Origin of the sequence: Salmonella sp. SAL04157 (assembly GCF_046551635.1) — a bacterium.
In the GTDB taxonomy this organism is placed as follows: domain Bacteria; phylum Pseudomonadota; class Gammaproteobacteria; order Enterobacterales; family Enterobacteriaceae; genus Salmonella; species Salmonella enterica.
Genome location: NZ_JBGDVS010000002.1, coordinates 373,531 through 396,428 on the forward strand (window position 1 = coordinate 373,531; position 22,898 = coordinate 396,428).

The 22,898-nt window shown below is 49.5% G+C and carries 24 protein-coding genes, 2 pseudogenes and 1 other annotated feature; of the genes and pseudogenes, 18 read left to right on the top strand and 8 right to left on the bottom strand.

The window, feature by feature from the left end:
• The first annotated feature begins 151 nt into the window (after positions 1-151).
• Positions 152-394 (top strand): cell division activator CedA, encoded by a 243-nt coding sequence (cedA, locus tag ACLJRE_RS05435; RefSeq protein WP_000977510.1) that lies wholly within the window; start codon positions 152-154, stop codon positions 392-394.
• Positions 395-495: 101 nt separating this feature from the next.
• On the opposite strand, the gene tcyP is transcribed toward cedA, so the two are convergent.
• The 3 genes from tcyP to hxpB all read right to left on the bottom strand — a co-directional run bounded on the left by tcyP (position 496) and on the right by hxpB (position 3,429).
• Positions 496-1,887, bottom strand: coding sequence for a cystine/sulfocysteine:cation symporter (tcyP, locus tag ACLJRE_RS05440; protein ID WP_001010663.1), 1,392 nt, complete (start codon positions 1,885-1,887; stop codon positions 496-498).
• A gap of 136 nt (positions 1,888-2,023) precedes the next feature.
• Positions 2,024-2,623, bottom strand: a complete 600-nt coding sequence (locus tag ACLJRE_RS05445; RefSeq protein ID WP_000505804.1) for a metal-dependent hydrolase — start codon at positions 2,621-2,623, stop codon at positions 2,024-2,026.
• A 137-nt stretch (positions 2,624-2,760) separates the two neighbouring features.
• The gene (hxpB, locus tag ACLJRE_RS05450) at positions 2,761-3,429 is read right to left on the bottom strand and encodes a hexitol phosphatase HxpB (protein WP_000106852.1); all 669 of its coding nucleotides are present in this window, start codon (positions 3,427-3,429) and stop codon (positions 2,761-2,763) included.
• 148 nt (positions 3,430-3,577) lie between these two features.
• Between hxpB and ACLJRE_RS05455 the strand changes: the two genes are divergently transcribed.
• Entirely contained in the window at positions 3,578-4,114 is a 537-nt protein-coding gene (locus ACLJRE_RS05455) for a YniB family protein (RefSeq protein ID WP_023212243.1), read from the top strand.
• 42 nt (positions 4,115-4,156) lie between these two features.
• Here ACLJRE_RS05455 and ACLJRE_RS05460 read toward each other — a convergent pair whose 3' ends face one another.
• The 3 genes from ACLJRE_RS05460 to pfkB form a co-directional block, all read right to left on the bottom strand.
• Positions 4,157-5,017 (bottom strand): fructosamine kinase family protein, encoded by an 861-nt coding sequence (locus tag ACLJRE_RS05460; RefSeq protein ID WP_000267686.1) that lies wholly within the window; start codon positions 5,015-5,017, stop codon positions 4,157-4,159.
• Between the two features lie 106 nt (positions 5,018-5,123).
• Entirely contained in the window at positions 5,124-5,414 is a 291-nt protein-coding gene (gene ghoS / locus ACLJRE_RS05465) for a type V toxin-antitoxin system endoribonuclease antitoxin GhoS (RefSeq protein WP_000146133.1), read from the bottom strand.
• A gap of 96 nt (positions 5,415-5,510) precedes the next feature.
• On the bottom strand, positions 5,511-6,443 hold the full coding sequence (pfkB, locus tag ACLJRE_RS05470; RefSeq protein ID WP_023212242.1) for a 6-phosphofructokinase II: 933 nt from the start codon (positions 6,441-6,443) through the stop codon (positions 5,511-5,513).
• Between the two features lie 288 nt (positions 6,444-6,731).
• Between pfkB and ACLJRE_RS05475 the strand changes: the two genes are divergently transcribed.
• Positions 6,732-7,490, top strand: coding sequence for a YdiY family protein (locus ACLJRE_RS05475; protein WP_000770981.1), 759 nt, complete (start codon positions 6,732-6,734; stop codon positions 7,488-7,490).
• A 48-nt stretch (positions 7,491-7,538) separates the two neighbouring features.
• Here the strand turns inward: ACLJRE_RS05475 and ACLJRE_RS05480 are convergent, their stop codons facing one another.
• Positions 7,539-8,498: a lipid A deacylase LpxR family protein gene (locus tag ACLJRE_RS05480; RefSeq protein ID WP_001046435.1), complete on the bottom strand. Its 960-nt coding sequence runs from the start codon at positions 8,496-8,498 to the stop codon at positions 7,539-7,541.
• Positions 8,499-8,640: 142 nt separating this feature from the next.
• On the opposite strand from ACLJRE_RS05480, the pseudogene ACLJRE_RS05485 reads away from it, so the two are divergent.
• The 3 genes and pseudogenes from ACLJRE_RS05485 (at position 8,641) to ACLJRE_RS05495 (ending at position 10,184) form a co-directional block, all read left to right on the top strand.
• Positions 8,641-8,955, top strand: a pseudogene (locus tag ACLJRE_RS05485) (hypothetical protein).
• Positions 8,952-9,806: a DNA/RNA non-specific endonuclease gene (locus ACLJRE_RS05490; protein ID WP_001044092.1), complete on the top strand. Its 855-nt coding sequence runs from the start codon at positions 8,952-8,954 to the stop codon at positions 9,804-9,806. Before ACLJRE_RS05485 ends, ACLJRE_RS05490 begins: the two are co-directional and overlap by 4 nt.
• Positions 9,807-9,978: 172 nt before the next feature.
• Positions 9,979-10,184: pseudogene (locus ACLJRE_RS05495) on the top strand (hypothetical protein).
• 306 nt (positions 10,185-10,490) lie between these two features.
• Here the strand turns inward: ACLJRE_RS05495 and rfc are convergent.
• Positions 10,491-11,714, bottom strand: a complete 1,224-nt coding sequence (gene rfc, locus ACLJRE_RS05500) for an O-antigen polymerase Rfc (RefSeq protein ID WP_058108931.1) — start codon at positions 11,712-11,714, stop codon at positions 10,491-10,493.
• Positions 11,715-12,615: 901 nt separating this feature from the next.
• On the opposite strand from rfc, the gene thrS reads away from it, so the two are divergent.
• The 12 genes from thrS (at position 12,616) to ACLJRE_RS05560 (ending at position 22,898) form a co-directional block, all read left to right on the top strand.
• Positions 12,616-14,544: a threonine--tRNA ligase gene (gene thrS / locus ACLJRE_RS05505; protein ID WP_001144226.1), complete on the top strand. Its 1,929-nt coding sequence runs from the start codon at positions 12,616-12,618 to the stop codon at positions 14,542-14,544.
• A 3-nt stretch (positions 14,545-14,547) separates the two neighbouring features.
• Positions 14,548-15,090: a translation initiation factor IF-3 gene (gene infC / locus ACLJRE_RS05510; RefSeq protein ID WP_001574431.1), complete on the top strand. Its 543-nt coding sequence runs from the start codon at positions 14,548-14,550 to the stop codon at positions 15,088-15,090.
• A gap of 95 nt (positions 15,091-15,185) precedes the next feature.
• Entirely contained in the window at positions 15,186-15,383 is a 198-nt protein-coding gene (gene rpmI, locus ACLJRE_RS05515; protein WP_001124225.1) for a 50S ribosomal protein L35, read from the top strand.
• 50 nt (positions 15,384-15,433) lie between these two features.
• The gene (rplT, locus tag ACLJRE_RS05520; protein WP_000124850.1) at positions 15,434-15,790 is read left to right on the top strand and encodes a 50S ribosomal protein L20; all 357 of its coding nucleotides are present in this window, start codon (positions 15,434-15,436) and stop codon (positions 15,788-15,790) included.
• A gap of 115 nt (positions 15,791-15,905) precedes the next feature.
• Positions 15,906-16,029: a sequence feature (Phe leader region), on the top strand.
• Positions 15,911-15,955: a pheST operon leader peptide PheM gene (gene pheM, locus ACLJRE_RS05525; protein ID WP_001386830.1), complete on the top strand. Its 45-nt coding sequence runs from the start codon at positions 15,911-15,913 to the stop codon at positions 15,953-15,955. It overlaps the preceding feature by 45 nt.
• Positions 16,030-16,091: 62 nt before the next feature.
• Complete coding sequence (gene pheS / locus ACLJRE_RS05530) at positions 16,092-17,075, top strand: phenylalanine--tRNA ligase subunit alpha (protein WP_000018570.1); 984 nt, start codon at positions 16,092-16,094, stop codon at positions 17,073-17,075.
• A gap of 15 nt (positions 17,076-17,090) precedes the next feature.
• Positions 17,091-19,478 carry a phenylalanine--tRNA ligase subunit beta gene (gene pheT, locus ACLJRE_RS05535; protein ID WP_000672395.1) on the top strand — a complete coding sequence of 796 codons (2,388 nt, stop codon included), beginning with the start codon at positions 17,091-17,093 and terminating at the stop codon, positions 19,476-19,478.
• A 4-nt stretch (positions 19,479-19,482) separates the two neighbouring features.
• Complete coding sequence (ihfA, locus tag ACLJRE_RS05540) at positions 19,483-19,782, top strand: integration host factor subunit alpha (protein WP_001229266.1); 300 nt, start codon at positions 19,483-19,485, stop codon at positions 19,780-19,782.
• Positions 19,783-19,984: 202 nt separating this feature from the next.
• Positions 19,985-20,965 carry a vitamin B12 ABC transporter permease BtuC gene (gene btuC / locus ACLJRE_RS05545; protein ID WP_000954977.1) on the top strand — a complete coding sequence of 327 codons (981 nt, stop codon included), beginning with the start codon at positions 19,985-19,987 and terminating at the stop codon, positions 20,963-20,965.
• A 91-nt stretch (positions 20,966-21,056) separates the two neighbouring features.
• Positions 21,057-21,608, top strand: a complete 552-nt coding sequence (locus tag ACLJRE_RS05550) for a glutathione peroxidase (protein WP_001181565.1) — start codon at positions 21,057-21,059, stop codon at positions 21,606-21,608.
• Entirely contained in the window at positions 21,608-22,357 is a 750-nt protein-coding gene (gene btuD / locus ACLJRE_RS05555) for a vitamin B12 ABC transporter ATP-binding protein BtuD (RefSeq protein WP_410957333.1), read from the top strand. Before ACLJRE_RS05550 ends, btuD begins: the two co-directional genes overlap by 1 nt.
• 76 nt (positions 22,358-22,433) lie before the next feature.
• Complete coding sequence (locus ACLJRE_RS05560) at positions 22,434-22,898, top strand: C40 family peptidase (protein WP_001213256.1); 465 nt, start codon at positions 22,434-22,436, stop codon at positions 22,896-22,898.

The window sequence follows — 22,898 nt, forward strand, 5'->3', positions numbered from 1 at the left end:
GAACATTTCAGCAATTATGCCGGGGGAGAGCGGAACGGAAGACAGGGTATAACGGGGAAATCGCACGCGCGGAACAGGACGTCGGGGGCGAAGATCGGCTAAAATAGTGTTTTTCTGATTTTTAGCCTTAGCCTCTTTTAGTGAAGCATTAATGATGAAACCTCTTCGCCAGCAAAATCGCCAGATTATTAGCTATATTCCGCGTGTTGAACCCGCGCCGCCGGAACATGCGATAAAAATGGATACGTTTCGCGACGTCTGGATACTGCGCGGTAAATATGTTGCCTTTGTTCTGACGGGGGAGTCATTTCAACGGTCGCCCGCCTTTAGCGTGCCAGAATCGGCGCAACGTTGGGCGAATCAGGTTCGCCAGGAAAACGAAATCGCTGACTAAGAAAAAACAAAACGCCGGTACTGGAGACCGGCGTTTTTAGTGACAGACATTTTGAGTTGTTGATCGTCGTGTCTCAGACGATGTGAACTCCCGATAATGTATTATCGATGCGCCAGTTCGGCGTCTTCTCCGCTATCGAGAATGGTTTTATCGGTCTGCTTCAGCCACTGGCTGGTCAGCGTACCCGCGGTCATTGAGCCGCTCACGTTCAGTGCGGTACGGCCCATATCAATCAACGGTTCGACGGAGATTAACAGCGCGACCAGCGTGACCGGTAAGCCCATGGCAGGCAGCACAATCAGCGCGGCGAAGGTCGCGCCGCCGCCAACGCCGGCAACACCCGCCGAACTTACGGTAACGATACCCACCAGCGTGGCTATCCATACGGGGTCTAAGGGGTTGATGCCGACCGTCGGCGCAACCATTACCGCCAACATCGCAGGATAAAGACCGGCACAACCGTTTTGGCCGATGGTCGCGCCAAAAGAGGCAGCAAAGCTGGCGATGGACTCCGGCACGCCCAGGCGGCGGGTTTGCGCTTCCACATTAAGTGGAATGGAGGCGGCGCTGGAGCGGCTGGTAAAGGCAAATGTCAGCACCGGCCACACCTTGCGGAAATATTTCAGCGGGCTAATCCCGTTCACGCCCAATAGTATGCCGTGAACCACAAACATTATCGCCAGACCAAGATATGACGCTACCACGAAGCTTCCAAGCTTAATAATGTCCTGCAGATTGGAGCCGGCAACCACTTTCGTCATCAGCGCCAGTACGCCATAAGGCGTAAGTTGCATCACCAGACGCACCAGCTTCATCACCCAGCTTTGCAGGGTATCGATAGCAACAAGCACACGCTCGCCTTTTGGCGCATCATCTTTCAGCAGTTTAAGCGCGGCCACGCCCAGGAATGCGGCGAAAATCACCACGCTGATAATAGACGTAGGATTTGCGCCAGTCAGATCCGCAAACGGATTTTTCGGTACAAAAGACAGCACCAGCTGCGGCACGCTGAGATCGGCCACTTTGCCGACATAGCTCGTCTCAATGGCATTCAGACGCGCGGTTTCCGCGCCGCCCTGAACCAGACCTTCCGCCGTCAGTCCGAACAGATTGGTAACCAGCACGCCCACCAGCGCTGCGATAAGGGTAGTAAATAACAGTGTGCCGATAGTCAGAAAACTGATTTTCCCCAATTGAGAGGCGTTATGCAGTCGTGCCACGGCGCTTAAAATAGAGGCGAATACCAGCGGCATCACAATCATTTGTAGCAATTGCACATAGCCGTTGCCGACAATATTGAACCACTGAATGGAGTCTTTTAACACCTGACTGTCAGCGCCATAAATGGTGTGCAGGGCCAGACCAAAGACCACGCCCATCACAAGGCCGACAAGCACTTTTTTAGCCAGACTCCACTGTTTATGACGGGCCTGCGCCAGTACAAACAGCAGAATGACGAACACCGCAATGTTCGCAATTAATGGAAAATTCATCCCCGTTCTCCTGATTTTTTTATTATGAAGCGCTGTGTTTTAGCGATTCTGTTCGCGCAAGATTAGCAGAACTGTGAGCTGGCTCTTATATTCAAATGGAATGGTTTATACCAAAAATGACTTTGGCGTTGGTTTACTAATCAATCTGGTGATTTATAAAACGATTGAACTGCATTTGCAGGATAGTGATCATCTGCGAAGACCAGCGTATGACGTTGTTTTCCGGCATGGATTGCGGCATCCACACCGCCCAGGCAAACAACGCCATACATAAAAATCGCTCCAGTTGATTGCCCTTGCGCGGCGCCAGAATAGGCAGGCGGAAACGCCAGCGACACGGCCACAGTAAGGGAACGCCTGCGGGGGTGAGCATATCCGCGACGATATGGCTTAAATAGCCGAGTACCATGCCTTGCAGCGCATCCGCCGGGATAATCCACGTATCCGGTACCTTGAGATAAAAGGTCGCCAGTAGGGCAAAGACCGCCAGCAGACTATGGGTAAACCCCCGGTGACCGAACGCGCGGGCGATCGGTTTCGATACCCATTTCAGGCGCTGACCAAGAAAAGATTTGGGGTGGTCGATATCCGGCAGCAGACAGGTCAAAATAGCCGAAGGAATAATATGCCACCAGTCGCCGTGCGCAAGGACGGGCGTTAACTCGGCATTCTTGGCGAAAACCGCGCTGGCTATAGAAAAAAGAAGATGTCCTTCCGCCGTCATGATAAAACCCATTAAACTGTCAATTCATACAGTATAGGGTTTTTATACAGTAGGCGGAAGTGGTGACGTTGTAACTCTTTGTCTCTGTCAAAGCCGCTTGCTGTCTGGCTCAGCGGCTAATTGCCCGTTGACTTTGTTTCGGAAACATCTTAACCGAGTAGATGCGCCGCCGTCAGCTCTGTCAGTGAGTTAAGTTTGATATTCGCCAGCGCAAAGCGCGGATCATGCTGGTTTTCTTCTGCTGGCACCACAATGGCGCGCATTCGCGCCGCCTTTGCCGCGATTAAACCATTCACTGAATCCTCCAGCGCCACACAGGTTAATGGATCAACGCCTAGTTTGGCCGCACAATCCAGATAGACCTGCGGATGCGGTTTGCTGTAGGGCAATTTTTCCGCAGAGGCCAGCGCGTCAAAACTGTCGCGCAGTTCAAACATGGTGAGCACTTTTTCCAGCATATGCAGCGGCGATGCCGAGGCAAGCCCCACTAATAGCCCCTGCGCTTTACACAGCGCCACGGCCTCGCGCACACCCGGTAAAAGAGGGCGCGTCTCTTCGATAAGCGTAATCGCGCGGGCAATGACACGGTTTGTCACTTCCTGGCGATCGGGGCCGCTCCACGGTTGCTGCGCAAACCAGAGATCGACAACCATATCAATGCGTAGCCCAAGCGTGTCTGGTAACTCATGGCGCCGAGTAATATCTACGCCTAAACTTGCCATCACGTCCAGTTCAGCGCGATCCCAGAGCGGTTCGGAATCGATCAGTAGTCCATCCATATCGAAAATTGCAGCAAGAATTTGACGTGGGGTTGACATCACAACCTCTCCTGTTGAGATTAAAAAATAACGAATTAAGCGTTCATTATGACCATGTTCTTAGTATATCGCCCTTAAAGATCAGGCGAAAACGGGAATCAACAGGTAGACTTAGGCCAAAACGACGCGTCTTTATCAAGGGGAACTCATGACGTATCAACAAGCTGGACGCATTGCAATCCTAAAAAGAGTTGTTGGGTGGGTTATTTTTATTCCGGCACTGCTTTCCACGCTCATCTCAGTCCTTAAATTTATGTATGCGCACAGTGAAAAGCAGGAGGGGATAAATGCGGTAATGCTGGATTTTACCCACGTAATGATAGACATGATGCGCGTGAATACGCCGTTTCTGAATGTTTTTTGGTACAACTCGCCGACGCCGAATTTTCAGGGAAGCCTGAATATCGGTTTCTGGCTCATTTTTATTCTGATTTTTGTCGGGCTGGCGATGCAGGATTCCGGCGCCAGAATGAGCCGCCAGTCACGTTTTTTGCGTGAAGGCGTGGAAGATCAGTTGATTCTGGAAAAAGCAAAAGGCGCGGAAGGGCTAACGCGTGAGCAGATAGAGTCACGTATCGTGGTGCCGCACCATACCATCTTTTTACAGTTTTTCCCGCTCTATATTTTGCCGGTCATTACTATCGTGCTCGGCTACTTTTTCTTTTCCTTGTTAGGCTTCATGTAAACTGAAAAATGCCGGATAGCCCGTATCCGGCATGGGCTGTACCTATACCGCAAGCAGCCGATCCATCGCTTTTTGCGCAGTAGCCAGGTGCTGACCGCCAAACAGCCTTGCCCGATTAAGCAGGGTGTAGAGCTGGTAAATCGGCTGCCTGTCGAGAAAATCCAGCGGTAGCGGCGAAACGGACTGATAGCCATCATAAATCTGCGGTGGCTGATCGGTATGCAGCGGCAGCATCGCCAGATCGCATTCTCTGTCGCCCCAATAGCAGGCTGGATCGAAGATATAGGGGCCGTCAGGGCCAAGCGCGCAGTTCGCCGACCATAGATCGCCATGCAAAAGAGAAGGCTGCGGTTGATGCGACGCCAGACGTTGCTGAACATGTTCAACAATGGCGTCAATATTACCAAAGGTAATGCCTTTTTCCGCAGCGAGTTCAAGCTGCCAGCCAATGCGCTGTTCGGCGAAAAAAGTCGACCAACGGCGTTGCCAGGTATTCGGCTGCGGCGTGGTAGAGAGCGCGTTATCAAAATCGAGGCCGAATTGAGGTTGGTCGCTCCATTGGTGCAGGCGCGCCAGCTGTTGCCCAAGAATAAACGCATTATGGGCATCCAGCGGGCGGGGCGAGAGGTAGTCCATGACTAAAAAGCTGTAATCCCGATCCGAACCTACCGCCCATACCTTAGGCACAACAACGGTTTTACTGCGGGAGAGCAGCTCCAGCTGATCGGCTTCAGCGGTAAAACCGCGAAGCATTTCTCGTTCATCGCACTTTACGAAAAAATCATGGCCTGCATAACGTAAATGCCATGCGGCATGAACTTCTCCGCCTGGCAGTTCATTACGCAGTTCGATTTCGCCTTCACCGACTTGCTCGCTTAAAAGACGACTGATAGCTTGCCACATAATGTCTCTCCCCACGTTGTCTGCCAGATCATAAGGTTAGCGCAAAAATGCGGTTGAAAAATACGAACTAACGCACATCGCGGACGCGCCGCGGCGGGAATGGCACTTATTGTGCGTTTTTACTCCACGCCTCCCAGGTCGCCACGGTAATGTCGACATCCTTATCTAACGCGCTTTTCGCAAGTCCGGCGACAAGCGCTTTGATTTCATCAGCGCTCTGAGCGCTAACAAAGCCAAACGTATTGGTGCCGAGCTCATGCACATTCCCTTCATCGTCCGTTAATGTCAGCAAAAAACCGCTGCGCGTCAGATGATTATTGAGTTCGTTAATCTCGGTCAGGGAATCTTCATGGAAGGTTACGGTAATAACATAACGGGTAATATCGCCACTGGCCATCGTTCACCTCGTTGGGAGCAACTGTGTTTTTAACAGCGGCGGATGCGCCGCCCGTTAACCGATTTTCCGGTTTCCCCCTCGGCGAGGGGGAAACGATTATTGCGCGGAAAGATAGGCGTATATTTTTTGGGTATCGTCACGAGAACACAGACGCGTACCTTGATTGAGCGTAGCAGCGCTGCCTGCCGCCACACCGAAGCGCACCATCTCTTCCAGCGGCGCGTCTTGCGCCAGTTTTAACGTCATCGCGCCTACCATACTGTCGCCTGCGCCAACAGTACTTTGACTTTTCACCGGGGGAGGAACAACCTGGATGCAATTCTCACTGTCTATGCCCAGTGCCCCTTGCGGCCCCAGAGAGACCACTACCCGGCGAGCCTTGCCGCTTTGCACTAATTCCTGGGCCGCTTTACGCACATCATCAGGTTGCGTCAGATCGCGATTAACCAACGCGCTCAATTCTTTCAGGTTCGGTTTCACCAGTTCGATATCGCCAAGCGCCAGCGCGGCGGTGAGCGCGTCGCCAGAGCTATCAATAATGCAGCGAATGCCTTGCTTCTGCGCGGCGGAAATCAGTTGCGTGAGTTTCTCGACCTTAACGCCGGGCGGAAGGCTGCCGCTGATAACCAGAATTGCCCCGGATTCAATTTCCAGTACCTGTTCTTCAAGCTGGCGAAATTCGTCATCGTCCAGCGTGGCGCCGGGCATAACAAAACGATACTGTTCGCCGCTGGACTCGACGTGGACGTGCAGGTTCTGACGCGTCCAGTCTTTCGCATCGACGGTAGACACGGGGACATTTTCGTCAGCCAGTAGTGCGACCAGATGTTCGCCGGTAGCGCCGCCAGCCGGGAAAATTGCGGTCGCGGCGCCGCCAAGATGCGCAATGGCGCGAGCGACATTAATACCCCCGCCGCCGGGTTCGAATACCGGCGCGGAGCACCGCAGTTTACCTTCGGGATAAATTTGCGGCGTGATTGTTGCGCTATCGAGAGAGGGCGCAAGCGTCAACGTATAGATACGTACCATCGTTACCTCCTGTTAGGCTGATTTCAGTCTGGCACTTAATCCCCGGAAAGTGAAGGAATTAACAATATGATTTTCCGGATCTTTATTTAAAGAAGTACGATGTAAAGTTATATAAATAAATGAATGCTTCGGGAGGGTTCTTATTCAAAAAATGAAATAGTAATTGATTGCTATGTTATTCGGGGCTTCTTATAATTCGCTACCTTTCCAGGGGCGTTTGTCATTGATCCCTATGAAAGTTTCCGGGACCGTCGTGGTCTCTTTTTTAGTTGTACGGACTCTATATAAATGAAGCTTTTGAAGGCAGTACCCGCTGTAGTTATGCTGGCGGGTGGCGTGTTCGCGTCTCTGTATGCCGCCGCCGATGATTCCGTTTTTACTGTCATGGATGATCCCTCCACCGCGAAAAAACCTTTTGAAGGTAATCTGAATGCGGGCTACCTTGCTCAGTCAGGCAATACTAAAAGTTCTTCCTTAACGGCTGACACGGCGATGACCTGGTATGGACAACGTACCGCCTGGTCATTATGGGGCAATGCCAGCAATACCTCCTCTAATGATGAACGCTCTTCAGAAAAATATGCGGTAGGCGCGCGTAACCGTTTTAATATGACGGATTATGATTATACCTTTGGCCAGGCCAGTTGGCTGACAGACCGTTTCAACGGTTATCGTCAGCGCGACGTACTGACCGCCGGTTACGGGCGGCAGTTCCTTAATGGTCCAGTGCACAGCTTCCGTTTTGAATTCGGTCCAGGGGTTCGCTATGACGAACATACGGACGATACCACTGAAACGCAGCCGTTGGGTTATGCTTCCGGCAGCTATGCCTGGCAGTTAACTGACAATGCTAAGTTTACACAGGGGGTGTCAGTATTTGGCGCAGAAGACACCACACTAAATTCGGAAACAGCCCTCAATGTCGCCATTAACGAACATTTTGGTCTAAAGGTGGGGTATAATTTAACGTGGAACTCGCAGCCGCCTGAATCAGCGCCTGAACATACCGATCGCCGCACTACGGTAACGCTGGGCTATAAGATGTAATATTGTACCGGGTTACATTACGTAACCCGGTTATTCCGTGGTGACGCCTCAGAAGAAGAAGGTGATGTCGCCGTTGATATAAGAATAGTCGTCTCCGGTGCGAAATTCCGACGTGACTTTGTTTAAAGAAAGAGAAAATGCGACGGGAGAATAGCCGATGGTGGCACCGACGCGATATTCATCCACGGTTTTATTAATATCCACCGTTTCCATTTTTGTTTGCAGCGTTTTCCCCTGTAACGTGTAGTTTTTATCAACTTCCCTGCGCTCAACGCCAGCAAATACCTTATAGATCAATCTCTCTTTTTGAGTGTGTATTAACCCTCGGCGGGACAGTAACCCAAACCCATTATCAGAGTTGAAGGTCTTATCATTTCCCAGCGCAACGGTTGCGCCGTACCCTAAATACTGGAAGAGATTGCCGCCGACAGCAGAGACTTCTGGATAGAAGCCCACATTGACGCCCAGAATATCAATAGCTGGCGTAAGGGACACCATTCCTTTGGCCGTATAACCATAACGGTTTTCAATTTGATCCTGCCAGGCAGGGTATTTTTCTGCGCCTATTATTCGATGCGCCCGATTCTGAACCTCCTGACCACCTGCGTCAGGACCAATAACGCCGATATCGGTACCTAAACGATAACGTAACCAATTGGTGGCTAATGAATTCCACTCCAGTCCGGTATGAAGAAAGGCGCTGAACGCGCGGTCGCCTTTGACGGCTTCAGGCTTTCTCTTGTTAGCGCCTGATGGAGAATAAATATCTTGCGCGATATGAAAAGAGAGTTGACTGGCGTCAGTGAGATCGTGGCTGTAGCCTAAAAAGAGCCCGGCAGTATAATCACCCCGGTCTGCAGCCTTGTGCCCATAAAGGGCATTTAAGGATGGTTGAAATATACCTGCATCATCATTCGCCACTGAAATAGCAAGGCTACTGGCATTGGCCATTGTGGTCGTACTGAGTATGGCGGCAATCATCGTTGCGCAATAGCTGTATTTGTTCACTTTTTACCCCTGAATATGAAAGTGAATACTCTTATTTTTACAAAGTAATAAGCACAGCAGCATGATGCGCAGTGCTTATTAAACCTTTAAATATAACTAAACTCCTGCCAGCAGCGAGTCATTGAGAGGATACGTTGCCTTAATGTTGAAAAATGGTGTTGAAAAAAATGCGTCAGATATTATTGAATATCCATTTTTCATTCGCTATCTGAGTGCGAGAAATTATTGGCTTCACGATTATGCATATAATACGATGTTTTTTGGTATCAACATGAATATCACGTTGTATTCTTTTGAGCTCATTTTCTATGATGACTTCGATGTTTATCTGTTATTAATTTTTACCGTGATAGTGTTGTCTTTAATGATGAGAGTATCTAACGGCTGGTAGGGTAATATAACCAAATTATTACTATCTGAATTATTAGGGCGGTTATTATTAAGGAAGCAAAAGTGAATAAGACCATTAATCTGCTAAAATTACTGCCCGTAGTATTATTAAGCGCATGTACTACATCGTATCCTCCCCAGGATACAACATCGGCACCCGAGTTACCCCATCGTAACGTACTCGTTCAGCAACCTGATAACTGTAGCGTTGGCTGTCCTCAAGGAGGAAGTCAACAAACAATCTATCGCCATGTCTATACGCTCAATAATAATAGCGCCACGAAATTTGCCAACTGGGTTGCCTATAGCGTGACAAAGACCAGCCAGGCAAGCGGTCGCCCGCGGAACTGGGCGCAGGACCCCGATTTACCGCCCTCGGATACGTTGGCCCCTTCCGCCTATAAAAATGCCCATACGCTATTAAAAGTCGATAGGGGACACCAGGCGCCGTTGGCAGGATTGGGCGGCGTATCGGACTGGCCGTCGTTAAATTATTTATCGAATATTACGCCGCAGAAATCCGCCCTGAATCAGGGAGCATGGGCTGCACTGGAAAACCGGGTGCGCGAACTTGCCAAACAGGCTGATGTATCTGTAGTGCACGTAGTGACCGGCCCCCTTTTTGAGCGGCATATCGCCACATTGCCAGAAGATGCGACGGTAGAAATTCCCAGCGGGTACTGGAAGGTTTTATTCACCGGAACGGCGCCGTCAAAAAGTGAAGGAAATTACGCTGCGTTTATTATGGATCAGAATACGCCCCGTTCGGCGAATTTTTGCGACTATCAGGTTACCGTGGACGCTATCGAACATAAAACGAAGCCAGTGCTGACGCTGTGGTCTGCCTTGCCTGAAGCGGTAGCCAGCGAGGTGAAAACAACAAAGGGGAGTCTGGCGCAGAAGTTAGGTTGTCGATGAGAAGCGCTATACGGCGCGTAGAAAGATAACGGAGAAATCCTGTCAAGGGTCTTGATTTGCTACAGAGTGATGCAATCTCCCTTTTTTTAGTGTTACCATCGTCATGCCGGACGAAAATAGCGATTTTCGCCTGTGTCGAAGGTTGTGCGCCAATTTAGCAATGGTTGGCTAGATGGATACACAACTCACTGTCAATAAATTCATTTTCTCTTTGTATGTGATCTTGCGTATAAGTACTATCCTTCATTCACATCCATTCACGTTCGTTTAAACCTGTTTCACCAGTTCCGCGTCATTACTGGTAATAACGCATATATATGTTTCATACTGTTTCACATTGATCCCTTTCGTGCCGTAAGATGTGTGTACCTAATCTAACTTAAGCAGGGAACTGTCATTCATAACACAGCGTTTATTGGTATCAATGGTAGATTATATTACGGTGATAATCTCGGGATGATCCGCATATGAGTAGATGTGGATTAGGGGGGAGTAGCGGCAGGACTAATAATAACCGGCGGCGAGAAATACATAATTGAGGGGCTATTCATAAATCATTATTAGGAAACTCAAGCACTATCATGAATGCATCAAAAGTAATTTACGTTGGTAATGCTGTTCAGCAAACCCAACAAGATTTACGCTTCAAAACTAAATAAAACGGCGGCATTGCCGCCGTATAACTTATTTATCGCTTCTTAGTAAAACGAATCTTATATGCGCTGAAAAAATAAAGGAAGATGCAATGTATACCATAAAGGCAATCATCAAATGCTCAGGGAACAACCATCCCATGCTAACAGGAATCACACTTATTCCAATGCAAAATAGGAACATTATGAAATAATGTGCTGACTTTGTTTCCTGAGTTTTATTGGAGAAATACTTAGCCAGGACGCCTTTAAATACTCCAGATATAACTAACCAAACTGGTGTAAAAAGCCCGAAATCTGCGTATAGTTCACCATACCCGAAAGCAGGAGCGCCCTGATTTCTGTAGAATGCATCAGGGAAAAATACTTTTGCCAGATACAATGCGCCAAAATCTTCAGGCTTATCAGGCCAAATAGCCCTCGGAATCCTCGAGTAAACCTCGCTCTCCATTAGTAATTTTCCATACATAAAGTCAAAGTTTGAGGAAGCAACAAGAACAGCATTACGGGTATAATCCGAGTAATTCGCCATATTTTCTATCGGATTCCCATCAGTAAACGTATATGCAAAGAATGCCGTTACAATGACTGCTATAACAGCAAACGATTTCACCAGGAACATAAATTTAATTTTTTTATTTTCAATATATGAAAGATAAAGGATGAATGCTATAAATATACTAAATATTGGTCCTTTGTTACCATGCAAGAAAATAAGTATACAGTTAAATAAAACTATGGAAATACAAAATAACTTTGATTTTTTGTATGTAAAGAACGCGCAAATAGAAGCGACAAGAGAAAACATTAATGAAGGATAGAAGTATATACCATACCCTGTTCTGGTTAATTCGTATATTCTTCTTGGGCTAAGTATGTACTCTCTGAACTCCATCAACACTGGAAGGTAAATGATAAAAGCAAGGAGGGTGAATAACAATGAAGTAAACACATACCTTGGTTTATTTTTTGTGTTTGATTTGTTGTATATGGGTTTTCTTTGTGTGTAAAGATAAGAAATAACAAATGATGCTATGTATGTTATATAGCAAGTATAGAAAAACAAATATTCCACTGTATACTTCCGCACCTCTGAGAGGTATACAAATATACCTTCAAACACGTACAGTGTAGGCACTGTTATTATCAGGTATGGGACCATTACGTTTATTATTTTTCCCTCAATTCTTACGGAAAGAGTATAGAGATAAACTATAAATAATAAGCATAATACAATGTATGAAATTATAAGCATATAGAGCCTTTAGAAAAAATGCTTAGTATTAAAAATATTAATAATATTGCCATCAGGCAAACAAGGTGTGGTACGGAAAATCTTCTGGCAAGATATTCTGAATCTGGTAGTCTATAATCATTACTCATCACTATCTTCCCGATATCAAAACCGTGTTATTGACATATTAACACTCATTAACACTCCTATCTACTGCGCCTCCGATAGCATGAAGCTATCAAGCGTTTGCAGCACAAACATCAAGCAATGTAAATGCTTTTGATAATTACGCATGATTGTTACTGCGTTTATATACAGTGGTATTCAAAGGTTCATCATGAGGTTCCCTAGTTCTGTAAAAGACTATACAGAGAAAGGGCTATCACTTGACGAGTAACTCATCTCACATCGTGCCGCGACATACTTCAAGCAACACAGACGAATTACAAGTACGGCATCATAAGGGAGACGTTGCTAGTTATAGAAGCTTCATAGCAGCATGTAATGGCTCTTTGCTGGTATGTGCTTTGGAAAGTGGGTTTCGTATTGTGCGTTATCGCATGCTGCCAGGTCCCCATCTGGAGAATAATAGATAGCGGTCGTCGTAAAAAGCTATCTGATGTGAATGACTCATACGGTGGCAGTAAGTCGAGACTCAGAGTGACCATGTACATCATTAACGATACGCGTGCTGGGTAGTGTGTTGGGATTCAGGTTCTGTAGAACAGAAAGATGCAATCTCCCTTTTTTTAGTGTTACCATCGTCATGCCGGACGAAAATAGCGATTTTCGTCTGTGTCGAAGGTTGTGCGCCAATTTAGCAATGGTTGGCTAGATGGATACACAACTCACTGTCAATAAATTCATTTTCTCTTTGTATGTGATCTTGCGTATGGGTCACCACTGCAAATAAGGATATTACATGCCTGTTATTACTCTTCCTGATGGCAGCCAACGCCATTATGACCACCCTGTAAGCCCGATGGATGTTGCTCTGGACATTGGTCCTGGCCTGGCGAAAGCCACCATTGCGGGCCGTGTGAATGGCGAGCTGGTTGATGCTTCCGATCTGATTGAAAATGATGCGACGCTTTCCATCATCACCGCAAAAGATGAAGAGGGTCTGGAGATCATTCGTCACTCTTGCGCGCATCTGTTAGGTCACGCAATCAAGCAACTTTGGCCGCACACGAAAATGGCGATCGGCCCGGTTGTCGACAACGGTTTTTACTATGACGTTGATCTTGACCGCACGTTAACTCAGGAAGATGTCGAAGCGCTCGAAAAGCGGATGCATGAGCTCGCCGAGAAAAATTACGACGTTATCAAGAAGAAAGTCAGCTGGCACGAAGCGCGTGAAACCTTCGTGAAGCGTGGTGAAAGCTACAAAGTTTCCATTCTTGATGAAAACATTGCTCATGATGACAAGCCTGGTTTGTACCATCATGAAGAATATGTCGACATGTGTCGTGGTCCGCACGTGCCGAATATGCGTTTCTGCCATCACTTTAAACTGATGAAAACTGCCGGCGCATACTGGCGTGGTGACAGCAATAATAAGATGTTGCAGCGTATTTACGGTACGGCATGGGCAGATAAAAAAGCCCTGAACGCTTATCTGCAGCGCCTGGAAGAGGCCGCAAAACGCGACCACCGTAAAATTGGTAAGCAGCTCGACCTGTATCATATGCAGGAAGAAGCGCCGGGCATGGTGTTCTGGCATAACGACGGCTGGACTATCTTCCGCGAGCTGGAGGTCTTTGTTCGTTCTAAACTCAAAGAGTACCAGTATCAAGAAGTTAAAGGCCCGTTCATGATGGACCGTGTGCTGTGGGAAAAAACCGGGCACTGGGACAACTATAAAGATGCGATGTTCACCACGTCCTCAGAAAACCGCGAATATTGCATCAAGCCGATGAACTGCCCGGGCCACGTTCAGATCTTTAACCAGGGTCTGAAATCCTATCGTGATTTGCCGCTGCGTATGGCGGAATTCGGTAGCTGCCACCGTAACGAGCCATCAGGCGCGCTGCATGGTCTGATGCGCGTACGCGGCTTTACGCAGGATGATGCGCATATCTTCTGCACCGAAGAGCAGATCCGCGATGAAGTTAACGCTTGTATTCGTATGGTCTACGATATGTACAGCACCTTTGGCTTCGAGAAGATCGTCGTCAAGCTTTCCACTCGTCCTGACAAGCGTATCGGCAGCGATGAGATGTGGGATCGTGCTGAGGCGGATCTGGCGGTTGCGCTGGAAGAAAATAATATCCCGTTTGAGTATCAACTGGGTGAAGGCGCATTCTACGGTCCGAAAATTGAATTTACCTTATATGACTGCCTCGATCGTGCATGGCAGTGCGGTACAGTACAGCTGGACTTCTCCTTACCGTCTCGTCTGAGCGCCTCCTATGTAGGTGAAGACAACGAGCGTAAGGTGCCGGTAATGATTCACCGTGCGATTCTTGGGTCGATGGAACGCTTCATCGGTATCCTGACCGAAGAGTTCGCTGGTTTCTTCCCGACATGGCTCGCGCCTGTTCAGGTAGTCGTGATGAATATTACCGATTCGCAGTCTGAATACGTTAACGAATTGACGCAGAAACTACAAAATGCGGGCATTCGTGTAAAAGCAGACTTGAGAAATGAGAAGATTGGCTTTAAAATCCGCGAGCACACTTTACGTCGTGTCCCTTATATGTTGGTCTGTGGTGATAAAGAGGTGGAAGCAGGCAAAGTTGCCGTTCGCACCCGCCGCGGTAAAGACCTGGGCAGTCTGGACGTAAATGACGTGATTGAGAAGCTGCAACAAGAGATTCGCAGCCGCAGTCTTCAACAACTGGAGGAATAAAGTATTAAAGGCGGAAAACGAGTTCAAACGGCGCGTCCGAATCGTATTAATAGCGAAATTCGCGCGCAAGAAGTTCGCTTAACAGGTCTGGAAGGCGAGCAGCTTGGTATTGTGAGTCTGAGAGAAGCTCTGGAAAAAGCTGAAGAAGCCGGAGTAGACTTAGTCGAAATCAGCCCTAACGCCGAGCCGCCGGTTTGTCGTATAATGGATTACGGCAAATTCCTCTATGAAAAGAGTAAGTCTTCTAAGGAACAGAAGAAAAAGCAAAAAGTTATCCAGGTGAAGGAAATTAAATTCCGTCCTGGGACAGATGAAGGCGACTATCAGGTAAAACTCCGCAGCCTGATTCGCTTTCTCGAAGAGGGCGATAAGGCCAAAATCACGCTGCGTTTCCGCGGTCGTGAAATGGCCCACCAGCAAATCGGTATGGAAGTGCTTAATCGCGTGAAAGACGATTTGCAAGAACTGGCAGTGGTCGAATCCTTCCCAACGAAGATCGAAGGCCGTCAGATGATCATGGTGCTTGCTCCTAAGAAGAAACAGTAAGGCCTTCAAGTAACAATTCTGTGAAGCCTTCGGGCTTCACAGGTTTTGTTCGCCTATGTTTCGTTTATTAACAATGCGAAGTGGAAGTTATTAAAATGCCAAAAATTAAGACCGTACGCGGTGCTGCTAAGCGCTTCAAAAAAACCGGTAAAGGTGGTTTTAAGCACAAGCACGCTAACCTGCGTCACATTCTGACCAAAAAAGCGACTAAACGTAAACGTCACCTGCGTCCGAAAGCCATGGTTTCTAAAGGCGATCTGGGCCTGGTTATCGCGTGCCTGCCGTACGCATAAGCCGTTAACGTTTTTAACTTTTTAATTAGAATAGATACAGGAGAGCACATATGGCTCGCGTAAAACGTGGTGTAATTGCACGCGCACGTCACAAGAAAATTTTGAAACAAGCCAAAGGCTACTACGGTGCGCGTTCTCGCGTATACCGCGTTGCCTTCCAGGCAGTTATCAAAGCTGGTCAGTATGCTTACCGTGACCGTCGTCAACGTAAGCGTCAGTTCCGTCAACTGTGGATTGCGCGTATCAACGCAGCAGCACGTCAGAACGGTATTTCTTACAGCAAATTCATCAACGGCCTGAAAAAAGCCTCTGTTGAAATCGACCGTAAGATCCTGGCTGATATCGCCGTATTCGACAAAGTCGCGTTCACCGCACTGGTTGAAAAAGCGAAAGCAGCTCTGGCATAAGCCAGTGAAAAGAGGGAGCCTGGCTCCCTCTCTTTTATTTACTGTTCAGTGAGTTGACAATTGACCTGTAACCCTTTTCAATAAAGGATATTCGGTTTTACCACATAAGGTAACGCAAGCATGAACGCTGCTATTTTCCGTTTCTTTTTTTACTTTAGCACCTGATCCCAGGAGGCTAGCGCGTGAAAAACGAAACGAAAAACAGCGCAAAAAAGCCTCCTGATGGAGGCTTTTTTTGTATCTGAAATCGAGAGATTACGTCCAATGAACCGGTGTCTTCACCGACACAATGAGGAAAACCATGTCACATCTCGCAGAGCTGGTTGCCAATGCAGCGGCCGCCATTAACCAGGCGTCAGATGTTGCCGCGTTAGACAATGTACGCGTCGAATATTTGGGCAAGAAAGGGCATTTAACCCTTCAGATGACGACCCTACGCGATCTGCCGCCGGAAGAGCGTCCGGCAGCCGGGGCAGTCATTAACGCCGCGAAAGAGCAGGTACAACAGGCGCTTAACGCGCGTAAAGCCGAGCTGGAAAGCGCAGCGCTTAACGCCCGTCTGGCCGCTGAAACCATTGATATCTCCCTGCCGGGGCGCCGTATTGAGAACGGTGGTCTGCATCCGGTCACGCGTACCATTGACCGTATTGAAAGTTTCTTCGGTGAGCTTGGTTTTACCGTGGCGACTGGCCCGGAAATCGAAGATGACTACCATAACTTCGATGCGTTAAACATTCCGGGTCATCATCCGGCCCGCGCCGATCATGATACCTTCTGGTTTGACGCGACCCGTCTGCTGCGGACCCAGACGTCTGGCGTCCAGATCCGGACGATGAAAGCGCAGCAACCGCCGATCCGTATTATTGCGCCGGGCCGTGTATACCGTAATGACTACGACCAGACGCATACTCCGATGTTCCATCAGATGGAAGGTCTGATTGTTGATACCAACATCAGCTTCACCAACCTCAAAGGTACGCTGCACGACTTCCTGCGTAATTTCTTTGAGGAGGATCTGCAGATTCGCTTCCGTCCTTCTTATTTTCCGTTTACCGAACCTTCTGCAGAAGTGGATGTGATGGGTAAAAACGGCAAATGGCTGGAAGTGCTGGGCTGCGGGATGGTGCATCCGAATGTGCTGCGTAATGTCGGTATCGATCCGGAAATCTATTCTGGCTTCGCTTTTGGTATGGGGATGGAACGTCTGACCATGTTGCGTTACGGCGTCACCGACCTGCGTTCATTCTTCGAAAACGATCTGCGTTTCCTCAAACAGTTTAAATAAAGGCAGGATAAAACAATGAAATTCAGCGAACTGTGGTTACGCGAGTGGGTTAACCCGGCAATTGATAGCGATGCGTTGGCTAACCAGATTACGATGGCTGGCCTGGAAGTAGACGGCGTTGAGCCGGTCGCGGGAAGCTTCAATGGCGTTGTGGTTGGGGAAGTGGTTGAGTGCGCCCAGCATCCGAACGCTGACAAATTGCGTGTAACGAAAGTCAACGTTGGCGGAGAACGCCTGTTGGATATCGTCTGCGGCGCGCCAAACTGTCGTCAGGGGCTGAAAGTAGCGGTGGCCACCATTGGCGCTATTCTGCCGGGCGATTTCAAAATTAAAGCGGCAAAACTGCGCGGCGAACCGTCTGAAGGGATGCTGTGCTCCTTCTCCGAACTGGGGATTTCCGACGATCACAGCGGCATTATCGAACTGCCGGCGGATGCGCCGCTGGGTACCGATATCCGTGAATACCTGAAGCTCGACGACAATACCATCGAAATTAGCGTCACGCCAAACCGTGCGGATTGCTTAGGTATCATCGGCGTTGCGCGTGATGTGGCGGTACTGAACAAAGCGCCGCTCCAGGAGCCTGAAATGGCGCCGGTTGCGGCAACCATCAGCGATACGCTGCCGATTACGGTAGAGGCCGCTGATGCGTGTCCACGCTATCTTGGCCGGGTGGTAAAAGGCATCAATGTTAACGCGCCGACGCCGCTGTGGATGAAAGAGAAACTGCGTCGCTGCGGTATTCGCTCCATCGATGCGGTGGTTGACGTCACGAACTATGTGCTGCTCGAACTGGGTCAGCCAATGCATGCTTTCGATAAAGATCGCATTGATGGCGGTATTGTCGTGCGGATGGCAAAAGAGGGTGAAACCGTCGTCCTGCTGGACGGTAGCGAAGCGACGTTAAATGCGGACACGCTGGTGATCGCCGATCACCATAAGGCGCTGGGGATAGCCGGTATTTTTGGCGGCGAACATTCCGGCGTGAACGGCGAAACGCAAAATGTGCTGCTGGAATGTGCGTACTTTAATCCGCTGTCTATCACCGGTCGCGCTCGCCGCCACGGTCTGCATACCGATGCGTCTCACCGCTACGAGCGCGGGGTAGACCCGGCGCTGCAATATAAAGCGATAGAGCGCGCTACTCGTCTGCTTCTTGATATCTGTGGCGGTGATGCGGGTCCGATAATTGATGTGAGCAACGAAGCAACGTTGCCGAAACGCGCCACCATTACGCTGCGTCGCAGTAAACTGGATCGCCTGATCGGGCATCATATTGCGGATGAGCAGGTCAGTGATATTCTGCGTCGTCTGGGCTGTGAAGTGACCGAAGGGCAGGACGAGTGGAAAGCCGTGGCGCCGACCTGGCGTTTCGATATGGAGATTGAAGAAGATCTGGTGGAAGAGGTGGCCCGCGTTTACGGTTATAACAATATTCCGGACGAGCCAATCCAGGCCGGTTTAATCATGGGGACGCACCGTGAAGCCGATCTGTCGTTGAAGCGGGTTAAAACCATGCTGAACGACAAAGGCTATCAGGAAGTGATTACCTATAGCTTTGTCGATCCTAAAGTACAACAGCTTATCCATCCAGGCGCAGAAGCGCTGCTGCTGCCAAACCCTATCTCCGTTGAGATGTCGGCGATGCGTCTGTCTCTGTGGAGCGGATTGCTGACGACGGTGGTCTATAACCAAAACCGCCAGCAGAATCGCGTGCGTATTTTTGAAACCGGTTTACGTTTCGTTCCGGATACACAAGCCAATCTGGGTATTCGACAGGATCTGATGCTGGCTGGCGTGATTTGCGGCAACCGCTATGATGAGCACTGGAACCTGGCAAAAGAGACCGTTGATTTCTATGATTTGAAAGGCGATCTGGAAGCAGTACTGGATTTAACCGGCAAACTGGGTGATATCCAGTTTAAGGCGGAGATGAATCCGGCTCTGCATCCGGGACAGTCTGCGGCGATTTATCTGAAAGATGAACGTATTGGTTTTATTGGGGTTGTTCACCCTGAACTGGAACGTAAACTGGATCTGAATGGTCGTACGCTGGTGTTTGAACTGGAATGGAATAAGCTCGCAGACCGTATCGTGCCGCAGGCGCGGGAGATTTCACGCTTCCCGGCCAACCGTCGCGATATTGCGGTTGTTGTTGCAGAAAACGTTCCCGCAGCGGATATTTTATCCGAATGTAAGAAAGTTGGCGTAAATCAGGTAGTTGGCGTAAACTTATTTGACGTGTACCGCGGTAAGGGTGTTGCGGAGGGTTATAAGAGCCTCGCTATCAGCCTGATCCTTCAGGATACCAACCGTACACTCGAAGAAGAGGAGATTGCCGCTACCGTCGCCAAATGTGTAGAGGCATTAAAAGAGCGATTCCAGGCATCATTGAGGGATTGAACCTATGGCGCTTACAAAAGCTGAAATGTCAGAATATCTGTTTGATAAGCTTGGGCTTAGCAAGCGGGATGCCAAAGAACTGGTTGAACTGTTTTTCGAAGAGATCCGTCGTGCTCTGGAAAACGGTGAGCAGGTGAAACTCTCTGGTTTTGGTAACTTCGATCTGCGTGATAAAAATCAACGTCCGGGGCGTAACCCGAAAACGGGTGAAGATATTCCTATTACAGCACGGCGCGTGGTGACCTTCAGACCCGGGCAGAAGTTAAAGAGCCGGGTCGAGAACGCTTCGCCCAAAGAAGAGTAATCAGATCCAGGCATAACATCCATCAGGGTGTATTGCGGCAGATACGCTGCCATCCCGAAAGTAGATCAGCGGGATGACAGCGTATCTGTTAGCCTGAAAGATGACTCGTATAACTAAAAAGGCCGCATTGCGGCCTTTTTTCTTTCAAGTAAAGGATACCCACCGTAAAATCACGCTACCTCTTTTCAGCTGAATGGATAACATGCTGACTTTTGCCCGCCAACAACAGCGACGAAACGTTCGCTGGCTTCTGAGCCTGTCACTGCTGGTGCTACTGGCTACATTTCTGAGCTTATGCGCAGGCGAACAGTGGATTGCCCCCGGTGACTGGTTAAGCGCCCGGGGAGAACTGTTTGTCTGGCAAATTCGTCTTCCCCGCACGCTTGCGGTATTGCTGGTTGGCGCTGCGCTGGCGCTATCGGGCGCTGTGATGCAGGCGCTGTTTGAAAACCCACTTGCTGAACCGGGCCTGCTCGGCGTTTCGAATGGGGCCGGTGTTGGGCTTATTGCCGCCGTCTTACTGGGGCAGGGGCAACTGCCTGGATGGGCGCTGGGACTGTGCGCTATAGCCGGCGCGCTCATTATTACGTTAATCCTGCTGCGTTTTGCGCGCCGCCATCTCTCTACCAGCCGCTTGTTGTTGGCGGGCGTCGCGCTGGGCATTATCTGTAGCGCGCTGATGACGTGGGCTATCTATTTTTCCACCTCTTTCGATCTGCGGCAATTAATGTACTGGATGATGGGAGGATTCGGCGGCGTTGACTGGCAGCAGAGCTGGCTAATGATTGCGCTCATCCCGGTACTGATCTGGATATGTTGCCAGTCGCAACCGCTGAATATGCTGGCGCTAGGGGAAACCTCGGCGCGGCAGCTTGGCCTGCCGCTGTGGTTCTGGCGCAATTTGTTGGTCGTCGCCACCGGCTGGATGGTGGGCGTCAGCGTGGCGATGGCGGGGGCGATTGGTTTTATCGGTCTGGTTATTCCGCACATCCTGCGCTTATGTGGTTTAACCGATCACCGGGTTTTACTTCCCGGCTGTGCGTTGGCCGGGGCTATCGCCCTGCTATTGGCTGATGTGGTCGCCCGACTGGCGCTGGCGTCGGCTGAACTGCCTATCGGGGTGGTCACCGCCACATTGGGGGCACCAGTGTTTATCTGGCTGCTGCTCAAATCCGCGCGTTAGCGCATCGGTAAACAACTGCTTTCATCATTCGCAGTCTATGATTAAAGGCTAACGATGAAACCCGCTATTCTACCGACATCAGGGAGACACCATGCAAAACTCGCTTCTTAATACTCACGTTACGACGATTGATGGAGAGGTCACTACACTTGAAAAATACGCTGGAAAAGTGCTGCTCATTGTAAATGTCGCCTCCAGATGTGGCCTGACGCCGCAATATGAACAGCTGGAAAATATCCAGAAGGCGTGGGCAGATCAGGGGTTTGTCGTGTTGGGTTTTCCCTGCAACCAGTTTATGGGGCAGGAGCCAGGCAGCGAAGAGGAGATTAAAACCTATTGTGCCAGCACCTGGGGCGTCACGTTCCCGATGTTCAGTAAAATTGATGTGAATGGCGACGCGCGCCATCCGCTGTATCAAAAACTGATAGCCGCTGCGCCAACGGCAGTCGCGCCGGAGAAGAGCGGCTTTTACGAACGGATGGTAAGCAAAGGGCGTACGCCACTCTATCCGGATGATATTCTGTGGAATTTTGAAAAATTTTTGGTAGGCCGGGATGGTCAGGTAGTACAGCGTTTTTCGCCGGATATGACGCCTGAAGATCCTATTGTGATGGAAAGCATAAAAATCGCGTTGGCAAAATAATGTCTCAATTGATGCAATTAAAGGACGTCGCCGAGAGCACCCGCCTGGGGCCGCTTTCCGGCGAAGTAAGCGCAGGAGAGATCCTTCACCTTGTCGGGCCGAACGGCGCCGGAAAAAGCACGTTGCTGGCGCGTATGGCGGGGTTAACCTCAGGCGAGGGGAGCATCAGGTTTGGCGGAGCGCCGCTGGAGGCATGGGCGACGGCAACGCTTGCCCAACACCGCGCTTATCTTGCGCAACAGCAAAATCCGCCGTTCGCCATGCCGGTCTGGCATTACCTGACATTGCATCAACCGGATAAAACGCGAACCGGGCAGCTTAACGAGGTGGCCGATATGCTTGGATTGGGCGACAAACTGGGGCGAAGCGTGAATCAGCTTTCCGGTGGCGAGTGGCAACGTGTTCGCCTTGCTGCCGTTGTACTACAAATTCATCCCGACGCTAATCCGGTCGGTCAATTATTGCTGCTTGATGAGCCGATGAACAGTCTCGATGTTGCGCAACAAAACGCTTTGGATCGGGTATTACATCATTTGTGTCAGGCAGGAATCGCGATTGTGATGAGTAGCCACGATCTGAACCACACGCTGCGCCATGCGCATAAAGCCTGGTTACTAAAGCGCGGTAAACTCATTGCCTGCGGCCGCCGGGAAGAGGTGCTCATCCCCTCTTATCTGGCGCAAGCCTACGGTCTGCGCTTTCGACGACTCGACGTTGAGGGGCATCCAATGCTCATTTCGGCCACTTAAGTAAAATCGTTTCTTGAAAAGCAGGTAATTTCGACGCTAAATTAATACCAAAATAAAAACAGAGGATTGTTGCGGCATGCGTTTTTGGCTTCTTGTTATCACAGCATTGTTCCTGGCAGGATGCAGTACTCATCGGGCACCGGCGCCAAACGCCAGATTATCAGACTCCATTACCGTCATTGCGGGTCTGAACGATCAGTTGCAGTCCTGGCGCGGTACGCCATACCGTTACGGCGGCATGAGTCGCAGAGGCGTGGACTGTTCCGGCTTTGTGGTAGTCACTATGCGCGACAAGTTTGATTTGCAGTTGCCTCGTGATACGCGTGAACAATCAAAAATCGGCACCAGAATCGATAAAGATGAATTGCTGCCTGGAGATTTGGTTTTCTTTAAAACCGGTTCGGGCGAAAGTGGTTTACATGTTGGTATTTACGATACAAATAATGAGTTTATTCATGCCTCTACCAGTCGTGGCGTGATGCGTTCATCGCTGGATAATGTGTACTGGCGAAAAAACTTCTGGCAGGCACGGCGAATTTAA